This is a genomic window from Marivita sp., from assembly GCF_022763305.1.
Taxonomy (GTDB): domain Bacteria; phylum Pseudomonadota; class Alphaproteobacteria; order Rhodobacterales; family Rhodobacteraceae; genus Marivita.
In genome coordinates this window covers 70486-89597 of the sequence record NZ_JALEGT010000031.1, presented here as the reverse complement: position 1 = coordinate 89597, position 19112 = coordinate 70486, and the positions used below count along the sequence as shown (strand labels likewise).

At 63.1% G+C, this 19112-nt stretch carries 17 protein-coding genes; 3 read left to right on the top strand and 14 right to left on the bottom strand.

All coding sequences use genetic code 11. The features are described from left to right. Positions 1-171 precede the first annotated feature (171 nt). Entirely contained in the window at positions 172-897 is a 726-nt protein-coding gene (locus tag MRY75_RS05405) for a GntR family transcriptional regulator (RefSeq protein ID WP_292306122.1), read from the top strand. Then, on the top strand, positions 894-1817 hold the full coding sequence (locus MRY75_RS05400) for a sugar kinase (RefSeq protein WP_292306121.1): 924 nt from the start codon (positions 894-896) through the stop codon (positions 1815-1817). The genes MRY75_RS05405 and MRY75_RS05400 overlap by 4 nt, the downstream gene beginning before the upstream one ends. A 9-nt stretch (positions 1818-1826) precedes the next feature. Here the strand turns inward: MRY75_RS05400 and iolB are convergent, their stop codons facing one another. The 11 genes from iolB to MRY75_RS05345 all read right to left on the bottom strand — a co-directional run bounded on the left by iolB (position 1827) and on the right by MRY75_RS05345 (position 14740). Then, positions 1827-2633, bottom strand: a complete 807-nt coding sequence (gene iolB / locus MRY75_RS05395; protein WP_292306120.1) for a 5-deoxy-glucuronate isomerase — start codon at positions 2631-2633, stop codon at positions 1827-1829. 63 nt (positions 2634-2696) lie between these two features. Beyond that, entirely contained in the window at positions 2697-3878 is a 1182-nt protein-coding gene (locus MRY75_RS05390; RefSeq protein ID WP_292306119.1) for a phytanoyl-CoA dioxygenase family protein, read from the bottom strand. Between the two features lie 57 nt (positions 3879-3935). Further along, the gene (gene iolE / locus MRY75_RS05385; protein WP_292306118.1) at positions 3936-4841 is read right to left on the bottom strand and encodes a myo-inosose-2 dehydratase; all 906 of its coding nucleotides are present in this window, start codon (positions 4839-4841) and stop codon (positions 3936-3938) included. Next, entirely contained in the window at positions 4841-6670 is a 1830-nt protein-coding gene (gene iolD / locus MRY75_RS05380; RefSeq protein ID WP_292306117.1) for a 3D-(3,5/4)-trihydroxycyclohexane-1,2-dione acylhydrolase (decyclizing), read from the bottom strand. Before iolD ends, iolE begins: the two co-directional genes overlap by 1 nt. After that, positions 6667-8580, bottom strand: a complete 1914-nt coding sequence (iolC, locus tag MRY75_RS05375; protein WP_292306116.1) for a 5-dehydro-2-deoxygluconokinase — start codon at positions 8578-8580, stop codon at positions 6667-6669. The genes iolD and iolC overlap by 4 nt, the downstream gene beginning before the upstream one ends. A gap of 3 nt (positions 8581-8583) precedes the next feature. After that, positions 8584-9588: an inositol 2-dehydrogenase gene (iolG, locus tag MRY75_RS05370; RefSeq protein ID WP_292306115.1), complete on the bottom strand. Its 1005-nt coding sequence runs from the start codon at positions 9586-9588 to the stop codon at positions 8584-8586. 165 nt (positions 9589-9753) lie between these two features. Further along, positions 9754-10533, bottom strand: coding sequence for an ATP-binding cassette domain-containing protein (locus MRY75_RS05365; protein WP_292306114.1), 780 nt, complete (start codon positions 10531-10533; stop codon positions 9754-9756). 11 nt (positions 10534-10544) lie between these two features. After that, complete coding sequence (locus MRY75_RS05360) at positions 10545-11627, bottom strand: ABC transporter permease (RefSeq protein ID WP_292306113.1); 1083 nt, start codon at positions 11625-11627, stop codon at positions 10545-10547. A 103-nt stretch (positions 11628-11730) separates the two neighbouring features. Further along, positions 11731-12675: a sugar ABC transporter substrate-binding protein gene (locus MRY75_RS05355; protein ID WP_292306112.1), complete on the bottom strand. Its 945-nt coding sequence runs from the start codon at positions 12673-12675 to the stop codon at positions 11731-11733. A 76-nt stretch (positions 12676-12751) separates the two neighbouring features. Beyond that, entirely contained in the window at positions 12752-13567 is an 816-nt protein-coding gene (locus tag MRY75_RS05350; RefSeq protein ID WP_292306111.1) for a TIM barrel protein, read from the bottom strand. Positions 13568-13711: 144 nt separating this feature from the next. After that, on the bottom strand, positions 13712-14740 hold the full coding sequence (locus MRY75_RS05345; RefSeq protein WP_292306110.1) for a LacI family DNA-binding transcriptional regulator: 1029 nt from the start codon (positions 14738-14740) through the stop codon (positions 13712-13714). 149 nt (positions 14741-14889) lie between these two features. Between MRY75_RS05345 and MRY75_RS05340 the strand changes: the two genes are divergently transcribed. Next, positions 14890-15888: a LacI family DNA-binding transcriptional regulator gene (locus MRY75_RS05340; RefSeq protein WP_292306109.1), complete on the top strand. Its 999-nt coding sequence runs from the start codon at positions 14890-14892 to the stop codon at positions 15886-15888. Here MRY75_RS05340 and MRY75_RS05335 read toward each other — a convergent pair. Genes MRY75_RS05335 through MRY75_RS05325 form a run of 3 tightly spaced genes read right to left on the bottom strand, consistent with a single transcriptional unit; the run spans position 15885 to position 19093 of the window. Then, entirely contained in the window at positions 15885-17045 is a 1161-nt protein-coding gene (locus tag MRY75_RS05335) for a Gfo/Idh/MocA family oxidoreductase (RefSeq protein ID WP_292306108.1), read from the bottom strand. The genes MRY75_RS05340 and MRY75_RS05335 overlap by 4 nt on opposite strands. 42 nt (positions 17046-17087) lie before the next feature. Next, positions 17088-17978: a TIM barrel protein gene (locus MRY75_RS05330; protein ID WP_292306107.1), complete on the bottom strand. Its 891-nt coding sequence runs from the start codon at positions 17976-17978 to the stop codon at positions 17088-17090. Then, positions 17975-19093, bottom strand: coding sequence for a Gfo/Idh/MocA family oxidoreductase (locus MRY75_RS05325; protein WP_292306106.1), 1119 nt, complete (start codon positions 19091-19093; stop codon positions 17975-17977). The genes MRY75_RS05330 and MRY75_RS05325 overlap by 4 nt, the downstream gene beginning before the upstream one ends. Positions 19094-19112 lie beyond the last annotated feature (19 nt).

The window sequence follows — 19112 nt, the reverse complement described above, 5'->3', positions numbered from 1 at the left end:
CTCAAAAGCTGCATATTTGGCGGTAGCACCCAAAACATACAGCATTTCAGACGGTTACGCTACCTCCGCCGCCTTCTCGTGAATTATCCGGGCTAATATCCTAGTTGCAAAGTTATGGGGGGATCGTGCTATGTAGATGTCACGGCCAATCGCATCAGGAGGGCTCGATCCATGGGGACACCCGTTCAGAAAACCGCCGCACCGCTGCCCCTGCCCCAACTGCGCCAGCCGGTTCAGCCGTCGATTGCCGATCAGGTCTTCAAGGTTCTGCACGACCGCATCCTGTCGCTCGAACTGCCGCCGGAAACCAAGATTTCCGAAGCCGAAGTCGCGGCCAAGATGGGTGTGTCCCGCCAACCGGTGCGCGAGGCGTTCCGCCGTCTGGCCAATCTTGGCTTCCTGCAGATCCGTCCGCAAAGCGGCACCACCGTCAGCCTGATTTCCGAAGAAGCCGTCCTGCGCGCGCGATTCATCCGCCTTGCTTTGGAGTTGCAGACCTGCCGGACGGCGTGCGGCGTCATTTCCGACGAGGGGCTCCGCGCCCTGTCGTCACTGATCGAACAGCAGAAACAGGCCATCGCTGACAAGAACCGCACCTTGTTTCACGCTTTGGACGATGCGTTCCACCGCGAGATCTGCGTTCAGTCGGGTGTCGGGTATGTCTGGGACGTGATCAGCGAAAACAAAGGCCATATGGACCGTGTGCGTATGCTGACCCTGGACACGTCCTCGCAGAATTTTGCGCTGAATGAACACATCGCCATTCTGGACGCCGTGACCGCCCGAGACGCAGATGCTGCAGCAGATGCCATCGACAAGCACCTGTCGCGCATTCTGGTTCAGATCGAACAGATCAAGGCCGAGAACCACAACTGGTTCACGGACCTGTCCCAATGACGCGCATCGTCTGCATCGGGGAATGCATGGTCGAAATGGCCCCACTGGCCGAGCGCGGCACCTATCGCATGGGCTTTGCCGGGGACACGCTGAACACCGCGTGGTACCTCGCGCGGCTGCTGTGCGACCGGGCGCAGGTGTCCTACTTCACCGCGATCGGAACGGACGGGATTTCCGACCAGATGCTGACCTTCCTCGAAGACGAGAACATCGGCACGCGAACGATCCAGCGTCGCACGGACCGGACACTCGGGCTCTACATGATCCAGCTGCAGGACGGCGAACGCAGCTTCAGCTATTGGCGCGGCCAAAGCGCGGCCCGCACGCTTGCGCAATCACGCCCGGATCTCGACGCCGCCTTGCAGGATGCGGATATCGCGTATTTTTCGGGGATCACATTGGCGATCCTGTCGGACTGGGACCGTGAAACCCTGATGAGAGCGCTGGACCGCTTCAGTGCTGCGGGCGGCGAGATCGTCTTCGACCCGAATCTGCGGCCAAAGCTGTGGCCCAATGCCAATGGAATGGTCAACGCCATCATGCAGGCCGCAAAGCTGAGCGATATTGTCCTGCCCTCGTTCGACGACGAGGCCACATGGTTCGGCGACCAGACCCCCCTTGCCACCGCTGAGCGCTATGCCAGCCACGGCGCCTGTACCGTGGTCGTCAAGAACGGTCCGGGCGAGATTGTCCTGCTGAATGATTGGGAGATCAGCCGCTTCACACCCACGCCGATGGACGATGTGGTGGACACGACCGCTGCCGGGGATTCCTTCAATGCGGGCTTTCTGGCCGGTCGCATCGTGGGGCAGTCGCTGGAAAAGGCGGTGGCGACGGCGGCAGCGCTTGCCGCGCGGGTGGTTTCGCACCGCGGCGCGCTTGTGGCCGACGCCGTCACGTGCACGGACCTGAGTGGCTGACGCAGCACCTCAGGCGTCCCGCGTCATGATCCATTCCACCTCGGGCGCTGGCACGAACCGCCATTTGCGCAGCGGGCCGGCCATGACGTTGAGGTAATACATCTCGAACCCGTAGGGCGCGCCGCAGGGGTGATGCCCGCGCGGGACCAGCACCACGTCGCCGTCGCTCACGGCCATGGTCTCGTCAAGCTTGCCGTCATCGGTATAGACCCGCTGGATGCCGAACCCGTTGCCGGGGTTGAGGCGGTGGTAATAGGCCTCTTCCAGATAGGTGATGCGCGGGAAATCATCCTCGTCATGGCGATGGCTCGGGTAGCTCGACCAGTGACCATTCGGGGTGAACACTTCGGTGACAAGCAGACTGTCCGCGTAGTCCTCGTTCTCCATCGCAATGTTGTTGATGTAGCGGGTGTTCACCCCCTTGCCGCGTTCGGTGAGCGTGATCCCCTCCGGCCCGATCCGCCGCGCCGCATGCCCGCCTTTGCCCGGGGCATAGCAGACCGCAACCGTACACGCGGTTACGGCAGTTGCCGTCCAGTCCGATCCGTTGGGCAGGTAAAGGCAATGCGGTGGGGTTTTCTCGAACACATCCATGCGGTCGCCCAGCACCCCCCAATCCTGCCCGGCCCCGGTGATGCTGGCTTTCCCCTCGACCATGACAAGGATCACCTCGCGGTCACCCGTGGCCTCGCTCACGGTTTCGCCTTCGCGCAGGCGGTAGAGCGAAAAGCCGACATAGCGCCACCCGGCAGAGGCAGGCGTAATCTCGTGTACCTTTCCGTGGGTGCCGAAGGGTTTGCGCAGAAGATCGGGCATGGTCTTGTCCTTTTGGAGCCTCGGGACGCCGATGCGACGCCCCGAGGCAGGGAGGTTACTGGCTCAGGCCGCCTGACGGGCGGACATCTGACCAAGGGCGTCGTTGAGGTGATCCGTTGTCCACCCCTCCGACACCGCGCGGCGCAGGAGATCGGCCTGGCTTTCCGGCGCAAGGCCACCCACCGGCGGGTCTGTGTCGAGGTTGGTCGGAAAGCTGTAGCCCTCGGCACAGGCCGCAATCGCCGCATCGAGTTCTGCGGCACTCAACCGCCCACCCTGTTTCAGCGCCACCAGCGCCGGGAACAGGGCAGACGTCATCGACCGACGGTCGATTGCCTCCATCGCCCGACCGAAGGCCGAGGACACTTGAAGCAGGTTCACCATGCGGTTGATGTCCGCGCTCCGGTTCTCACCCGCCGCATGGAAGAGTGCCGGGTTGAAGAACACAGCATCGCCTTTTTCGAGTGCCACCTGAACATGCGCCTCTTCGAAATAGGCGCGGTGGTCCGCCTCGTGAAAGCCCAGATACCCTGCAGGATAAAGCTGCGAGAACGGCAAAAGCTTGGTCGGCCCGCTTTCGATCGGCAAGTCGCAATGTGCCACAGCGCCCTGAAGCGTCAGGGTGGCCGTCACTTCATGCGCATGCGCCGGATAGCGCGCCGACTGATCGGCCGTCATAAAGCCCAGATGGTAATCCCGATGTGCCGATTGCGCCTTGCCGCCGGGCCGGACCTGATTGACCTGTGCGGTCATCTGGTAGTTCGGTCCCAGCCACGCCTCACAGGCCGCCGCGATGGACGCGTTGCCGTAGTAGAGCGCAAAGCCTTCGGGGTCGCGCAGGCATTGCTTCTGCAGCGAATTCCAGACCCGGTCATTTGCGCCTGAGGCGGCAAAGTGATCGCCCTTCCCGGCAGATCCGGCCTTTTCATCCGCGATGATGGCGTTGAACACATCCGACGCCCGGTCGATGACCGAGGTGTCGGCATAGGCGTGTTTGAGCGCGATCACCCCGGCCGAGCGGCGCAGCACCTGCGCCCATTCCGCCATCAGCGCGCGGCGTGTGCCCGGGTCGTCCAACGCTGGACGCAGCGCCGCCATGTCGTAAAGCGGCACGTTCTTCTCGATGGCGGCGGCATGGGGCACATCCGCCGCGTCAAGCTGTTGCGAGGTCAGCACCTTGAATTCATCCAGATCGCAGGATTCCCGGTCGAAATAGCCGATATATCCGAATGTCTGATGTACCATGTCGTCCTCCTGTTGCATGGCATGCGGTGCTGGCCCCGAAGCGGGACCGGTGAAACCTTAGGGCGCGATCTGCAGACCGGAGGCGGCGGCAATCGCGCGGATGTGGTCGTAGCCCATTTTCGAATACTCATAAGGCGGCGCTTTGGCGGGGTCCTGTTCGGCCTCGACCACGATCCAGCCGTCGTAGTTCATCGCCTTCAAACGTTCGGTGATGGCCTGAAAGTCGATGCAGCCTTCGGGATCGCCCGGGACAGAATAGACCCCAGCGGCGACACCATCGAGAAAGCTGCGATCCTCGGCGCGGACCCAATCCAGAACCGGCTGGCGCACGTCCTTGAAATGCACGTGGTGGACACGGTGGCCCCATTTATCCAACACTGCGAGCGGATCAGCCCCGGCAAAGTGCAGATGCCCGGTGTCATAGAGCAGCGTGAGGTCCTCGGTCGAACCTTCCATCAGCCAGTCGATGTCCTCGGCACCCTGCACCATCGCCCCCATATGGTGGTGGTAGGACAGGACACAGCCCTGATCGGCGGACCACTTGGCCAGTTCAGACAGCTTCGCGCCGTAGCCCATAACCTCGTCACGGGAGAGCTTGGGACGCTGGCTGACCGGGCGGTGAATGTCGCCCTGAATGGTGTTGGAGCACTCGGCATAAACGATGCACGGCGCATTAAGAGCGGCGAATTGCTCGACCTGCTGACGGATCGCGGCCTGTTCGGTGGCCAGATCGTTGACCATCAGGTTGCCGGAACACCAGCCCCCGCAGAGCACGACGCCATAACGGTCGAGATAGGCGCGCAGCCCTTCGGTGTCGGCTGGCATGCGCCGTCCACGCTCGACGCCCTGATAGCCGATGCGGCCTGCATCCTCCATCGCGCCTTCGGTGGTGAAGGCGGCGGTGAGGTCCGGCAGGTCGTCATTCTGCCACGCAATGAGGGAGATCCCCAGTTTCACAGCCATCAATCGGCCCTTTGCAGTTTCTTGTTGCTCACGTATTTCTCATGCGCCGCGCGCACTTCGGCCCGGTCGGACACTTCGGGCACGCCGACTTCCCACCATGTACCGCCATGCTCGGTCGATGGGTACGGGTCGGTGTCGATCACGAGGACATAAGGCACGCTCTTGTCGTGCCGCTTGGCCAGCGCCTCTTCCAGTTCAGCGATGGAGCCGACCTTGACGCTGACCGCGCCCATCGCCTCGGCATGTTTGGCAAAGTCGATGGCGCTGGGGTTGGCGTGGACGGCATGGTCCAGCAGGTTGTTGAACTCGGCCCCGCCGGTACCCACCTGCAACCGGTTGATGCAGCCGAAACCCCGGTTGTCGGTGACCACGACGGTGAACGGGATGCCCATCATCGCGGCGGTCGCCATTTCCGAATTGGCCATCATGTAGGTGCCATCGCCGGTAAAGCAGATCACGTCCGCATCCGGCTGGGCCATCTTGATGCCCATGGCGCCTGCGATCTCGTAGCCCATGCAGCTAAAGCCGTATTCCATGTGGTAGCTGCCCGGCTTGCCTGCCTTCCAGAGCTTGTGCAATTCGCCCGGCATGGTGCCCGCGGCGCACATCACAACCGTGTTTTCGGCGGCGGCGCGTTGGACGGCGCCGATCACCTGCATGTCGGTTGGAAGCTGGTTGCCCTCTGGTGCGTCGGTCAGTGGGTCAACCTTGGCGAACCAGTCGTTTTTCAACGATGCTGCTGGCGCTTCAGGCGCATAGCCTGCCAGTTCGATGGAAAGCTCGGTCAGACCAGCCTTCGCATCAGCCTGAATGGGCATCGCGCTGTGTTTCATCGCGTCATAGGCCTGCACATTCAGACTGATGAGTGTGCGGTTCGGATTTGCGAAGAGGCCCCATGACCCGGTTGTAAAATCCTGAAACCGTGTGCCGATACCGATCACCACATCCGCCTCGGCGCAGGTGATGTTGGCTGGCTCGCCCCCCGTCACGCCGATGGGGCCGAGGTTCAGCGGATGGTCCCACGGCAGCGCGGACTTGCCCGCCTGCGTTTCCACCACGGGAATGTTGTGCGCCTCGACAAAGGTTTTGAGGTCGGCTGTCGCGTCCGAATAGTGCACCCCTCCCCCGGCAACGATCACCGGGCGCTTGGCAGCGCGGATCACCTCGACCGCGCGGTGCAGTTCGTGCGGGTCGGGATGGATGCGGCGGCGGTGCCAGACGCGGGGTTCGAAAAAGCTTTCGGGGTAGTCATAGGCCTCGGCCTGCACATCCTGACAGAAAGCCAGCGTGACGGGGCCACACTCTGCCGGGTCAGTCATCGTGCGGAAGGCGCGCGGCAGGGCGGTGAGGATATGTTCGGGCCGGGTGATCCGGTCGAAATAGCGGCTCACAGGGCGGAAGCAGTCGTTTGCGCTGACCGTGCCATCGCTGAAGACTTCGGGCTGTTGCAGCACCGGATCGGGTCCGCGATTGGCGAAGACATCGCCGGGCAGCAACAGCACCGGCAGGCGGTTCACATGGGCAAGCGCGGCGGCGGTGACCATGTTCGTCGCCCCCGGCCCGATCGACGAGGTGACCGCCATCGCACGGGTGCGGCGCAGTTGTTTGGCGTAGGCAATGGCCGTGTGCGCCATCGTCTGTTCGTTGTGCCCGCGATAGGTCGGGATCGTGTCGCGCACGGTATAGAGCGCCTCACCCAGCCCTGCGACATTGCCATGACCGAAGATCGCCCAACAGCCCGCGATGAAGGTGTCGCCGTCCTCGTTCAGCTGTGCGGTCAGGTAGCGCACCAGCGCCTGTGCGGCGGTCAGTCTGATGGTCTTACTCATGCTGCGTCCTCCTTCGCGCCTCTGCGGGCGTCGTCCCATATCCGGCAGAGCCGGGTGTAGCGGTCGGCCATCTGTGCCACCGCGTCGGTGTCGCTCATCTGGCCTTGCAGCCATCTTCGCGCCGCATCGCCGAAGATGGTGCGCCCGACGGCAAAGCCTTTGACGAGCGGTTGTTTCGCTGCCAGAGCAAAGCTGGCCGCCAATTCATCCTCGGACGCGTCGAGGCCGAGCACGACGATGCCCCGTGTGCGCGGATCGCTGCGGGTGATCGCGTCAACGGCGTTCTGCCACGCTGCGTCTGTCTTGAACGGCTCCAGCTTCCACCAGTCAGGGTAGACGCCGGCGTCGTAGACCGTCTGGATCAGGGTGGCAGTTGTGCTGTCGTCCACCGGGCCGACCTTGGACGGGATCACTTCGAGCAGGAATTCCAGCCCGTTGCGGCGGGCCGCAGTGAACAACCGTTTGACCCGAGCGACCTGCATCTTGGCTGTCTTGTCGTCATCATCCGGGTGGCAGAAGACCAACAGCTTGACCACGTTCTCGCGCGCCCATTCGCGCAAACCGCCGAGGTCGTCGCCCAGTTCCGGCTCAAACTCGATGGGCCGCGACCCAGGCAGTTCGGTGGGCCGTCCGATCCAGAGGCCACTGCCGCTGGCCCGGTGCAGCGCGCTGCGCCCGATCCGGTTGTCGCAAAGGATTCCATAGCCCCCCTGCCCGTTCGCCACCTTGAGCGCCGCGTCGAGGCAAAGTTCCTTGAACGCCGCACCCTTGGCGGGCGTGTAGCCCGGCATCTCTTCCAGTTGTGACCGGTGGTCGAAGGCGAAGGTGCGCAGGGTGGACCAATCGCCCTTGCGGTTCGTGGCCCAGTGGACCTGTTCAAGCTCTGCATCGTTGCGCAGATCGGGGCGTTTGATGCCGCGTTTGAAGAAGAATTGCAGCTCGTCCCAGCTTGGGTAAGCCGGGGTGCAGCCGTGGCGGCTGACCGCGAAGGCCCCGCAGGCATTGGCGTATTTGAGCGCGGTGGGCCAGTCTTCGCCGTCCAGCCAACCCTTGAGCAATCCGGACATGAACCCGTCACCTGCACCCAGCACGTTGAACACCTCGATGGGAAAGCCCGGTCCGGTCTGGCTGTCGTCCAGAGAGTCCGGGATGTCGCCCTCAAACGCCACCGCACCTGCGGCCCCGCGTTTGCAGACCAGCGTCGCACCCGACACGGCCCGAACCGCACGCAGGGCGGCAATCGTATCGGTCGACCCACCCGCGATGTGGAACTCTTCTTCGGTGCCGACGATCAGGTCGAAATAGTGCAGCGTCGATTGCAGTTTGGCCGTCACGGCAGCGCTTTCGACAAAGCGGCTTTCCCCATCGCCATGGCCCGCCACGCCCCAAAGGTTCGGGCGGTAGTCGATGTCGAGCGCGGTCTGCATGCCCGCATCCCGCGCGATCTGCAGCGCCTTGAGCGTCGCGGCCTCCACCCGGGGATGGCTGAGATGGGTTCCCGTGGCGACCACGGCCCGCGCCCGGCGGATGAACTCAGGGTCGATGTCCTCAACCGTCAGGCCCATATCGGCACAGTTCTCGCGGTAGAAGATGAGCGGAAACTGCTCCTGATCGCGGATGCCCAGAAGCACCAGCGCGGTCAGGCGGTCGGGGTCGGTCTTGACCCCGGTCGTGTCCACGCCCTCTTTCTCCAACTGCTCGCGGATGAAGCGGCCCATATGTTCGTCGCCGACCCCGGTGATCACCGCCGATTTCATACCCAACCGCGCCGTCCCGCAGGCGATATTCGTGGGCGAGCCACCGATATACTTGTCGAATGACCCCATATCCTCGAGCCGGCCGCCCACCTGTGCGCCATAGAGGTCCACCGATGATCGGCCGATGGTGATGAGGTCGAGTGTCTTGGTCATGGCTCAGCCCGTGATCTCGGAGACTTTGACCGCGCGGCCCTCCTGAACCGACAGCACCGCCGCATCGGCCAATGCGAGCGCCATCAGCCCGTCCTGCCCGGTGGTGGGCGTCGGAGCGCCATCGGCGACCGAGGCGACAAAAGCCGCGATTTCGTTTTCGTATGCTGCGACGTAGCGCGTCATGAAGAAGTTGAGCAGCGGCGGCGTGCCGAAGCCAGAGCCGTTGGCCAGTTCGATATTCGCCTCAGCCATGTTCTTTGCGCTAACCATACCTTCGGAACCCAGCACCTCGATCCGCTGGTCATAACCATAGGTGGCGCGGCGGGAATTGGTGATGATCGCCTGTTTGCCGGATGCGGTGCGCAGCATGACGTTGACGCTGTCGAAATCCCCCGCCTCGCCGATCTTGGGATCGGTCAGGACCGAGGCCTGTGCCGTCACGGTTTCGACCTCTTCCCCCAAGAGCCAGCGGGCCATGTCGAAGTCGTGGATGGTCATATCGCGGAAGATGCCGCCGGACACCTTGATATACTCGACCGGAGGCGCGCCCGGATCGCGCGAGGTGATCGTGACCATCTCGACCTTGCCGATGCGGCCTGCGTCGATGGCCGCCTTGACCGCCATGAAGTCGGGATCGAAGCGGCGGTTGAAGCCGACCATCAGGGTCGCCCCTTCCGCCGATGCGGTGGCAAGGCAGTCCTGCACCCGCTTCAGACTCAGGTCCACGGGTTTTTCGCAGAACATCGCCTTGCCCGCCTTTGCGAACTGCTCGATCAGGTTCGCATGTGTGTTGGTCGGAGTGCAGATCGCCACCGCGTCCACGTCATCTGACGCCGCGATTTCGTCGATTGTGCGGATGTCGCAGCCATAGCGGTCGGCCACAGCCTGCGCCGCGTCTGCCACGGGGTCGGCGATGGCAACCAATGTGGCACCCGGGGTGGCGGTGACAGCCTTGGCATGGACCTGGCCGATACGGCCTGCACCAAGGATCGCGAATCTGACAGTCATGGGTCTTCCTTTATCCTCCCAAAGCCTTTCGCTTGGGACGTTCTTGTTCTCATTGCACCGACACCCGCATCACATGCCTGACAGCGGCATCCAGCGAGTCTCGAGCGTGCCAGACTTACGCGCGGCACGCCCGTTCATCAAAGCCTCTTCGGCGTAGAAGCGCGGTCAAAGCGCCTCGGCCACCTCGTATTCCGGCTGCGTCTTGGCGCCGGTGATATAGGCCACCACATCCTGCCCGTCGGTGTCTTCCTTGCGCAGGTTCGCGCAGATCCGGCCCCTGCGGAACACGACGATGCGGTCCACAAGATCCATCACCTGCCGCATATTGTGGCTGATGAGGATCAGGGGTTCACCCTGCTCTTTCAACGTGCGGATGATGTTCTCCACCTGCGCGGTTTCCTGCACCCCCAAGGCCGCCGTCGGTTCGTCCATGATGGTCAGCTTGGAATGAAACGTCGCCGTGCGGGCGATGGCCACGCACTGACGCTGACCACCTGACATGTTCTGGATCGTGTTTCGGATGTTGGGGATCTTCACCCCCGTCTTGTCGAGTGCCGCCAGCGTGTCGTCGCGCATCGCCTTGTAGTCGAGAAACCGGAACGGACCCAGCCAATCGAACCTAGTCTTCTCGCGCCCCAGAAACAGGTTGTCCGACACGTCCAGATCATCGGCCAGAGCCAGCGTCTGGAACACCGCTTCGATCCCGGCCTCGCGGGCATCCAAAGGCCCAGCAAAATGAACCGGTTTGCCGTCGAAATGGATCTCGCCGCGCGTGGGCTGTTCGACCCCGGTGATCTGGCGCACGAAGGTGGACTTGCCCGCCCCGTTGTCGCCCATGATGGCCACGTGTTCGCCTTTGCGCAGGGTGAAATTCGCGTCCTGCAGGGCATGCACACCGCCGTAATGCTTGGTGAGGTTGCGGGTTTCGAGGATAATGTCTGACATGGGTCTTCTCCCTAAATCCGCATGCTGGAGCGTTGCTGCCGCCACTTGTCGAGAACGACCGCGCCGATGATGATCGCGCCCATGGCCATGATCTGAAAATACGCGTCGAGCTTGATGTAGGTGAAGCCGGACTGGATCACGCCGAACACCATCGCGCCGAGAACCGTGCCGATGATGGACCCGCGCCCGCCGGTCAGGCTGACGCCGCCGATCACCGCCATGGCGATGGCGTAAAGTTCGTAGAACAGACCCATCCCGGATTGCGCCGTGAGGTTCTTGGAGCTGAGAACGATGGCGGCGAAAGCTGCCAGCATCGACGCGATCATGTAGACCATGACCTTGTGCCGCTTGACGTTGATGCCCGACATGCGCGCCGCGTCTTCGTTCGATCCGATGGCATAGGTGTGCTTGCCGTAGACCGTGTAGCGCAGCAGCACGTGGCACAGGATCGCCAGCAGAACGAACCAGACCACCGGCATCATACCCGCGCCCAAAGCGGCATAGCTTTCGGTCGGGAAGGAGACCGGCTGGCCCCGTGTCCACCACTGCGCGATGCCGCGGCAGATCAGGAACATGCCAAGCGTCGCGATAAAGGGTGGGATGCGGGTGAAGGCAATCAGACTGCCATTGATCGCGCCGATGAAGGCGCCGAAGGCAAGGCCGACGATGATCGGAATGAGAACCGGAAGATCGAACGCCCACGGTCCGAACACCGCCTTGGGGTTGGGATTGCCGTTGACCAGCTCGGTCTGGGCAAAGGACATCACGATCATCGCGGTCGCGGCCACCAGAGGGCCGGAGGACAGGTCGATCCCGCCCGAGATGATCACCTGCGTCACCCCGAGCGAGATGATCCCGATGATCGCGACCTGCAGGATGATGATCTGCAGACGCGCTTCGTTGAAGATGGAGTCGAACCGGTCGTTCGTGTCGAACAGGAAACTCTGGCCGTTCATGTAGGGCAACACCTGCCCAAGCAGTTCGAAGATCGCGACGATGATCACAAGCGCGATGAAGATGTTGATTTCATTGGGCCAGCTGCGCTTGGAACTGTCGTATTTCAGCCCGCCTGTCCCGTGCGTGGTCTCCGCCATGGATGACACTCCCGATGGATATGGTCTGGGCCCGAAACGGGCCTCAATGCTCGAAGGGAGGCAGGGCGTCGGATGCGCCCTGCCCTGCCACTCTGCGCGAAGATCAGTTCTTGCTCAGGAAGTTTTCGACATTTGCCGGGGTCACCAGCTGGAACGGGATGTAGACCTTCTGGTCCACGTCTTCGCCACGCGCGAGCGCCAGCGCCGCATCGACAGAACCTTCGCCCTGACCAAACGCGTCCTGGAACACGGTGGCGTCCAGATCACCGGCCTGCATGGCGACCAGCGCGTCCTGTGTCGCGTCGACGCCAACCACAACCACATCCTCCATCGAAATCCCGGCGGCCTTCATCGCCTGGATCGCACCGATGGCCATTTCGTCGTTGTTGGCGAAGACGACCTGGAATTCCTCACCCGAGGACAGCCAGTTGGTCATGAGATCCTGCGCTTCGTCGCGCGACCAGTTGGCGGTCTGACGGTCGATGATCGAGATGAAGTTGCACATGTCGATCCCGATGATGTCGTCAACGTCCTTGGTCCGCTGTACGGCGGCCTGGTTCGAAAGCTGACCCATCATCAGGTAGCCCTTGGCACCGCCCGCATAGCCCATGCCGCGCAGCAGTTTGCAGGCCTCGAACGCGGCCAGCGTGCCGGATTCGATCTCGTTCGAGGCCACAAAGGCCTGATTGTCGGGCAGGCTGTCCACGTTGATCGGCTGGCGGTTCACATAGACCAGCGGGATACCGGCATTCGCGGCAGCCTGCGACATCGCTTCGGTCGCCGAGGTGTCCACCGCGTTCACGATGATGGCATCGACGCCGGACGCGATGAAGTTGTTGATCTGGTCAAGCTGCTTGGCCACATCGTCCTGGGCGTCCTCGACCTGCAATTCGACACCGTCGATGCTCGCCGCGTAATCCACCATCCCGTTGCGCATGACGGTCAGGAAGTTGTCGTCGAACCGTGCAATCGACGCGCCGATGGTTTCGGCCATCGCGGTGGTCGACATCAGGGCAGCAAGGCCTGCGGCGATAAGGGTTTTCTTCATCAGTTTAGTCCTCCCAATTTGGTGCCGGCACACCACTCTACACGCCGGTGCCCCGTTCGGGGCGGTTTGTCTTCACTCAGGCGGCCTCCACCGCGAGTTGCGAAGAAATGAACTCGAACGACTGACGGAGCGCGCGCTCCGGATCGGGCAGAGCATGGGTCTCCGGAGAGAAACATTCATAGGATACCGGGCCGTCATAGCCGGCCTGCAACAACGCCCGGATCTGCGCCACATTGCCAAGACGGTCCTTCGCATCGACCAGAACGCGATGCGCGTCCTCCATCTGGTCAAGGCCAAGCGACGGGTCGACGACGCCCGAGATGTGCACGATGCCGGTCTGGGCGGGAAAGATCGGCCCGCCCCCGGCCAGCGTGTGGTGGAACGTGTCATGGACGATCCGGAACACGTGCGACGCATCCAGCGCCTCGATCGTGTCGACCAGATCCTGTTTTGACCGCAGCGACGAGCGCGGAAAACCCAAGGGCTCGACCAGCGCGATCAGCCCGGCCTCTTCGACCATCGGCTTGATGTTCTTGAGCGCGATGCGCAGGTTCGCATGGCGTTCGCCATTGCCGCATTCGGTGCCGTCATTGCGCGGGATCAGGCTGATCGTTTCCGCACCGCAGGCCTTGGCGATGCCGATCAGATCGCGGACCTTGGATTCGATGTCGGTGGACCAGCTGTTGAACGGGTAGACCTGGCTCAGCCCGACAAGGCGCAGGCCGCTGTCACGCACCATCTGGCCTGCCGTGACCGCGTCAATCCCGTCAAACAGAGGGCGATCAAGGTCGTTGCGGACCTCGACCCCGATACAGTCGAGGGCCGAGGCAAGGGCCAGAAAGGGCTCGAAGCCAAGATGCGGAACCGTCATGTGATTGAGCGCACGCTTCATGTCGATCACATCCTCCCAAATGCTTCGGCCAGTCTGACGTGGCGTTAGCAGTGCGAAGCTGTGGCGATTCCGTCAACGCTCAGCAGGTCGCTTTGCATCACACATGATGGATTTCTGCGGCTGCAAAATGATGTTTTTACATCATCACAGGATCTCGGGCAGGATGATCCTCGGGTCCAGAAAGTGCTGCTCGACCGAGGTGGAATGCGGGTCGGAACAGGCCTTGATCGCGAGGTCGATCAGGCTCTGGCAGACCTCTCCAAGGGGGGTGGAGATCGCCATCTGCACATACCCATCCAAAAGCCCGGCACGGCTTTCCGGGGTCACCTCGTTGACCACAAGCCGCACTTTTCCGGGGGGGCGCACCTCGCGCAGGGCGGCAATCGCGCCCTCCATGCCGCCACCTGCCACATAGATGCCGCGCAGGTCGGGATGTCGGTCCAGGAGGCTCAGCGTGGCCTCATAGGTCAGTTGCCGGGTCTCGAGATTGACCAACGTTTCAAGCGTTTCGAAACTGGGCGCGTTTTCCCGCATAAAGGCGCGGAACCCCACCTCTCGCAGGTCGTGACCGTGCCATCTGTTGCCGCCGACAAAGATCGCCACGCGCCCCGGTGTGGCCGTCTGAGTGAGCATCCACGCCGCCTGACGCCCCACCTTCATGTTGTTCAACCCTATGTAACTGCGACGAATTCCCTGAGCAAAGTCGTTCAGAAGAGAAAACACCGGCACATCTCGCGCCTTCAGGTCCGACACCACCTTGTCAAGGCTTTGATGGTTGACGGCGACGGCTGCCACGGCATCACAGTCCTGCCCAAGCTTCTGCAACAGCTCGGCAAATTCGGACGGGGATTGCGAGTTGGAAAAGCGGATCACGGCCTTGCCACGGATGTCGGTCCGTTCCGAGATCGCCTTCTCGATCTGGGCGCGGAACGCTTGATAGAAGGCCTGTTTCTCTTTCAGCAGAACAACCCCGATCCGCAGTTCGGGCACAGTTGCATCCAACCGGTGATCGAGAAGACCCCGCGCGTGATAGCCCACCTCGCGCGCGGCGTCCGCGATGCGGCGCAGGGTTTCCTCGCGCACCTTGGAGCGCCCGTTCAGCGCCCGGTCGATGGTCGCGGTGCTGAGCCCCGACACGCGGGCGATGTCCTTGATCGTTGCTCTGCGTGCCATGCGGTGTCCCTTTGCCATGAAAGCCCTCATTGCATCACGAATGATGTCTTTTCGGCAAGAGGGCAATTTTCGCGGCCGGATTTTTGCAACCTGTTGCAAAATCCTGCAACGCGCCTGCAAACTGCTGCAACGCAAAAGGAACCTGACCCATGCCCATCACGCTTCAGGACGTCGCCGCCCGCGCGGGTGTGTCGAAATCGGCGGTGTCGCGCACCTTTACCCCCGGCGCGTCCGTGTCGGCCAAGACGCGCGCCAAGGTCGAGGCGGCGGCGCGCGAGTTAGGCTATACGCCGAACGTGCTGGCCTCCAGCCTGACCACGGGGCGCACGGCGTTGGTCGGGCTGATCTCCAACAACTTTACCAACCCCTACTTCCTCGAAATCTTCGACCTTTTCACCCGCGCGCTGCAGGAGGCCGAACTGCGCCCCCTGCTCATCAATCTGAGCGCCGAAGAAGACGCAAGCCGGTCGCTGTCGATGCTGCGGCAATACAACGTGGATGGGGTGATCGTCGCATCTTCGACCCTGCCACCGGACTTTGCCAAGGTGTTCCACGATGCAGGCATTCCGGTGGTGCATGCCTTTGGCTGGTCCTCGGACACGCCAGAAACGGGCCGTGTGAGCATCGACAACACCGAGGCCGGGCACCTTGCCGCCGTCACGCTGATCGAACGGGGGTACACGCGCGTCGGCTTTCTGGGCGGACCGCAGAGTGCCGCCACCACGTCAGACCGGCTGGACGGCTTTCGCGCGGAACTCGCCACACATGGGATGGCGCCCGAGATCCAGTTCGCTACCGCCTACTCCTATGATGCCGGGCGCGTCGCGATGGCCCGCGCGCTCGAATCCGCCCCGACGATCGAGGCATGGTTCTGCGGCGACGACGTGATCGCCATCGGCGCGATGGATGCCGCACGCGCCTTGGGGCGGGTCATCCCGGATGACCTTGGGCTGATCGGTCTCAATGACATGCGGATGGCGGGTTGGGATCGCGTCGGGCTGACGACGATCCGCCAGCCCGCACCTCAGATCGTGGCGGCCTCGGTCGATCTGATCCGCAGGGGCATCGCCGATCCGGCGATGCCACCGCAGCGGGTGCTGCTCCCCTGCACGCTGGTCGAGCGCGGCACCCTGCGCGCCAGACACTAGCTGCGGTACATCGGCGGGCGGGCATCGACCCAAGCCCCCTGCGCCTTGCCGCTTTCCGCCACCGCGAACACCGCCGCCATCGACCGCAAGCCGTCTTCCGCGCGGGGATAGAGGTTTGCCGCCGGGTCCATAGGGCGGCCCTCTTTCTCGGCCCGAATCGCCTCGGCCAGATCGGCATAGATATTGGCAAAGGCGAGCGGCATGCCTTCGGCATGGCCGATGGTGACACGGCTGGTGCGGTCGGCCTCGGGCGACAGGTTCGCCTCACCGCGTTCGATCACCTGCAAACGCTGGCCAAGCGGCATGAAGTAAAGCTGGTTCGGCTGTTCCTGCGCCCAGCGCAGCCCGCCCTTTTCGCCGAAGACCTGTATCGACAACCCGTGCTGGTTGCCCAGCGCGATGGACGAGGTCCAGAGCCGCCCCACCGTCCCGCCATCAAAACGCAGGTTCAGCATCGCGTCATCTTCGAGCACGCGGCTTTCGATGCAACTGACCGTGTCGGCGCTCAGCCGGTCCACCTCCTGCCCGATCACGAAAGACGCCATATGCAGCGCGTGGATGCCGCAATCGGCAAACTGCGCGCTGACCCCGGCCTGTGCCGGATCGTAGCGCCAGCGCACACGCGGGTTGTCGGCATCGGCGGCATCGGCGTGATGGCCGTGGGCGAACTCGGCCTTGACCAGCCGGATGCGCCCCAGATCGCCCCGCGCCACCATCGCGCGCATGTGACGGACAAGGCTGTAGCCGGTATAGCCGTAGTTCACCGCGCAGATGCGCCCTGTGGAGTGCGACAGGCGCACGATCTCTTCGCCCTCGTCCACCGTCATGGTCATGGGCTTTTCGCAGAGCACATGAAACCCGGCTTCAAGGAAGGCCTTGGTGATCTCGAAATGGGTGGCGTTGGGGGTTGCGACCGTCACCAGATCAACGCGGTCGTCACGCCCCTTTTCGCCCGCCAGCATCTCGCGCCAATCGCCATAGGCGCGGTCCTCGGCCAGACCCAGCCGCTTGCCGTAGTCGCGCCCGGCATCGGGCCGGTGATCGAGCGCACCTGCGGTAAATTCGAAATGCCCATCAAGCCCCGCGCCCAAGCGATGCGCCGGGCCGATCTGGCTGCCTTCGCCGCCACCGATCATGCCCCACCGAAGCTTTGCCATTCTGTTCGTCCTTTCGTGAAACGCCCTGACCCTGTGCCGGGATCAGAAGCCGATAGAGGTGAGGTACTCGCGGTTCGCCCGCGCATCGTCGATGGGCCGCACGTCGAGCGTCGGATCACAGTCCTGTTCGACCGTGCACCAGCCGTCAAACCCCGCGTCCAGCAGCACTTGCCGGACCGCCGGGAAGTCGACATCGCCCTGCCCGAGGTTGCAGAAGATGCCCTGCCCGCAGGCCTTGTAGAAATCGGTGCGTTTGGAGACGACATCCGCTTTCACCGCCGGGTCGATGTCCTTGAAATGCATGTAGGATATCCGGCCGATATGGCGCTGCATGAACGCCACTGGATCGAAACCGGCATAGGAGTGGTGGCCGGTGTCGAAACAGATCTTGAGCAGGCTCTCATCAACCTCGTCCAGCAGCCGTTCGAGCTCCGGCTCGAAGTCGATGAAGCCACCGGCATGGGCATGGATCGACGGGATCAGGCCATACTCCTCGGCCCCGATTTTGGCAGCCGTTTCAATGCGCTGAACAAAGGCGCGCCATTCATCCGAGCCCATCTGCTCAGCCTCATCGGCGCGACCTGCGGTGGGCGCGCGACGCAGCGAGATCGAGTCGATCAGCACGAAATGCTGCGCACCGTGCGCGGCAAGCGCCTTGGCCGTGCGATTCACACCGTCCAGCACATCTTCCCACTTGTCCGCTTCGTGGAACGGGCGGAACACCACGCCGCCGATCAGCTCCATCCTGAATTCCGACAGCGCCTCGCCCAGTTCCGCCGGGTCTTCGGGCATGAAACCCACTGGCCCCAGTTCGATGCCGGTATAGCCCGCCTCGGCGCAATCGCTCAGCACCTGCCGCCAGGGCGGGTTGCGCGGATCGCCTGCGAATTCGACACCCCAGGAACAGGGGGCATTGCCGATGCGGATGGTCATTCTGGGGTCTCCTGAAAATCGCTGACATTGGTCCATGCGCCCGATGCGGCAGAGGTGTGAATGGCTTCGATCACCTCGGCGACCGCAAGCCCATCGCGGAAAGTGGGCCAGACGGGGTCTCCGGTATGGATGGCGGCAAGAAAATCACGGGCTTCGATGATGATCTGGTCCTGATAGCCGGTGCCATGACCCGGCCCGAGGCAGAACGGCAGATAGTCGGGATGCGCCGGTCCGGTGAGGATCTTGCGGAACCCGCGCGTGGTCTCCGGCCCTTCGACCAGATAGAGCCAAACCGCGTTCTGGTCTTCCTGATCGAACCGGATCGCTCCCTTCGTGCCCGTGATTTCATAGGCATAGCCCATCTTACGGCCCGTCGCGATGCGGCTGGAATAGATGTGGCCCATCACACCCGACGCGAACCGCACCATGATCTGCGCGTGATCGTCATTGTCGACGGTGCCGCCGGGGCGGGTGCTGTGCACAGTTTCGAGATCGGCGCAGACCTTGGCCACCGGCCCCATCAGCGCCAATGCGGCGTTGATCGGATGCGGGGCGAGGTCGCCCATATTGCCATTGGCAAGACCGGTGCAGCGCCAGTTGAACGAGGTTGTTGGATCGGACAGGAAATCCTCGGTATGTTCGCAGCGGAACCATGTGACATCGCCGATGGTGCCTTCGGCCAGAAGCTGGCGCACGAACTGGCTGGCGGGCGTGCGGATGTAGTTGAAGCCGATCATGTTCGGCACACCCGCCGCCTCGGCCGCGCGGACCATCGCGCGGGAGTCCTCAAGCGTGTCGGCCAAGGGCTTTTCACAGAGCACCGGCTTGCCCAGTGCGATGGCCGCTTCGGCAATGGCGCGGTGCGTGTCCTGCGGGGAGGCGATGATTACGGCGTCTACCTTGGGATCAGCAACCAGCGCCTGCCAATCCGGGGCCGCGCGATTGAAGCCAAAGGCGGCGCGATAGCGTTCGGCACTCTCCGGCGTCGAGGCCGCGACCATCTCAAGCCGGGGGCGCAAGGGCGTGTCGAACACCGCGCCGACAGACGCCATGGCCACGGCGTGCGCCTTGCCCATATAGCCCCCGCCGATGATGCCGATTCCGATCTCGGACATGGCTTCCTCCCTGCATCTT

Bases quoted from the DNA above. Each gene is read 5' to 3' on its own strand.
- MRY75_RS05405 (WP_292306122.1), top strand. From the start codon at position 172: ATGGGGACACCCGTTCAGAAAACCGCCGCACCGCTGCCCCTGCCCCAA.
- MRY75_RS05400 (WP_292306121.1), top strand. From the start codon at position 894: ATGACGCGCATCGTCTGCATCGGGGAATGCATGGTCGAAATGGCCCCA.
- iolB (WP_292306120.1), bottom strand. From the start codon at position 2,633: ATGCCCGATCTTCTGCGCAAACCCTTCGGCACCCACGGAAAGGTACAC.
- MRY75_RS05390 (WP_292306119.1), bottom strand. From the start codon at position 3,878: ATGGTACATCAGACATTCGGATATATCGGCTATTTCGACCGGGAATCC.
- iolE (WP_292306118.1), bottom strand. From the start codon at position 4,841: ATGGCTGTGAAACTGGGGATCTCCCTCATTGCGTGGCAGAATGACGAC.
- iolD (WP_292306117.1), bottom strand. From the start codon at position 6,670: ATGAGTAAGACCATCAGACTGACCGCCGCACAGGCGCTGGTGCGCTAC.
- iolC (WP_292306116.1), bottom strand. From the start codon at position 8,580: ATGACCAAGACACTCGACCTCATCACCATCGGCCGATCATCGGTGGAC.
- iolG (WP_292306115.1), bottom strand. From the start codon at position 9,588: ATGACTGTCAGATTCGCGATCCTTGGTGCAGGCCGTATCGGCCAGGTC.
- MRY75_RS05365 (WP_292306114.1), bottom strand. From the start codon at position 10,533: ATGTCAGACATTATCCTCGAAACCCGCAACCTCACCAAGCATTACGGC.
- MRY75_RS05360 (WP_292306113.1), bottom strand. From the start codon at position 11,627: ATGGCGGAGACCACGCACGGGACAGGCGGGCTGAAATACGACAGTTCC.
- MRY75_RS05355 (WP_292306112.1), bottom strand. From the start codon at position 12,675: ATGAAGAAAACCCTTATCGCCGCAGGCCTTGCTGCCCTGATGTCGACC.
- MRY75_RS05350 (WP_292306111.1), bottom strand. From the start codon at position 13,567: ATGAAGCGTGCGCTCAATCACATGACGGTTCCGCATCTTGGCTTCGAG.
- MRY75_RS05345 (WP_292306110.1), bottom strand. From the start codon at position 14,740: ATGGCACGCAGAGCAACGATCAAGGACATCGCCCGCGTGTCGGGGCTC.
- MRY75_RS05340 (WP_292306109.1), top strand. From the start codon at position 14,890: ATGCCCATCACGCTTCAGGACGTCGCCGCCCGCGCGGGTGTGTCGAAA.
- MRY75_RS05335 (WP_292306108.1), bottom strand. From the start codon at position 17,045: ATGGCAAAGCTTCGGTGGGGCATGATCGGTGGCGGCGAAGGCAGCCAG.
- MRY75_RS05330 (WP_292306107.1), bottom strand. From the start codon at position 17,978: ATGACCATCCGCATCGGCAATGCCCCCTGTTCCTGGGGTGTCGAATTC.
- MRY75_RS05325 (WP_292306106.1), bottom strand. From the start codon at position 19,093: ATGTCCGAGATCGGAATCGGCATCATCGGCGGGGGCTATATGGGCAAG.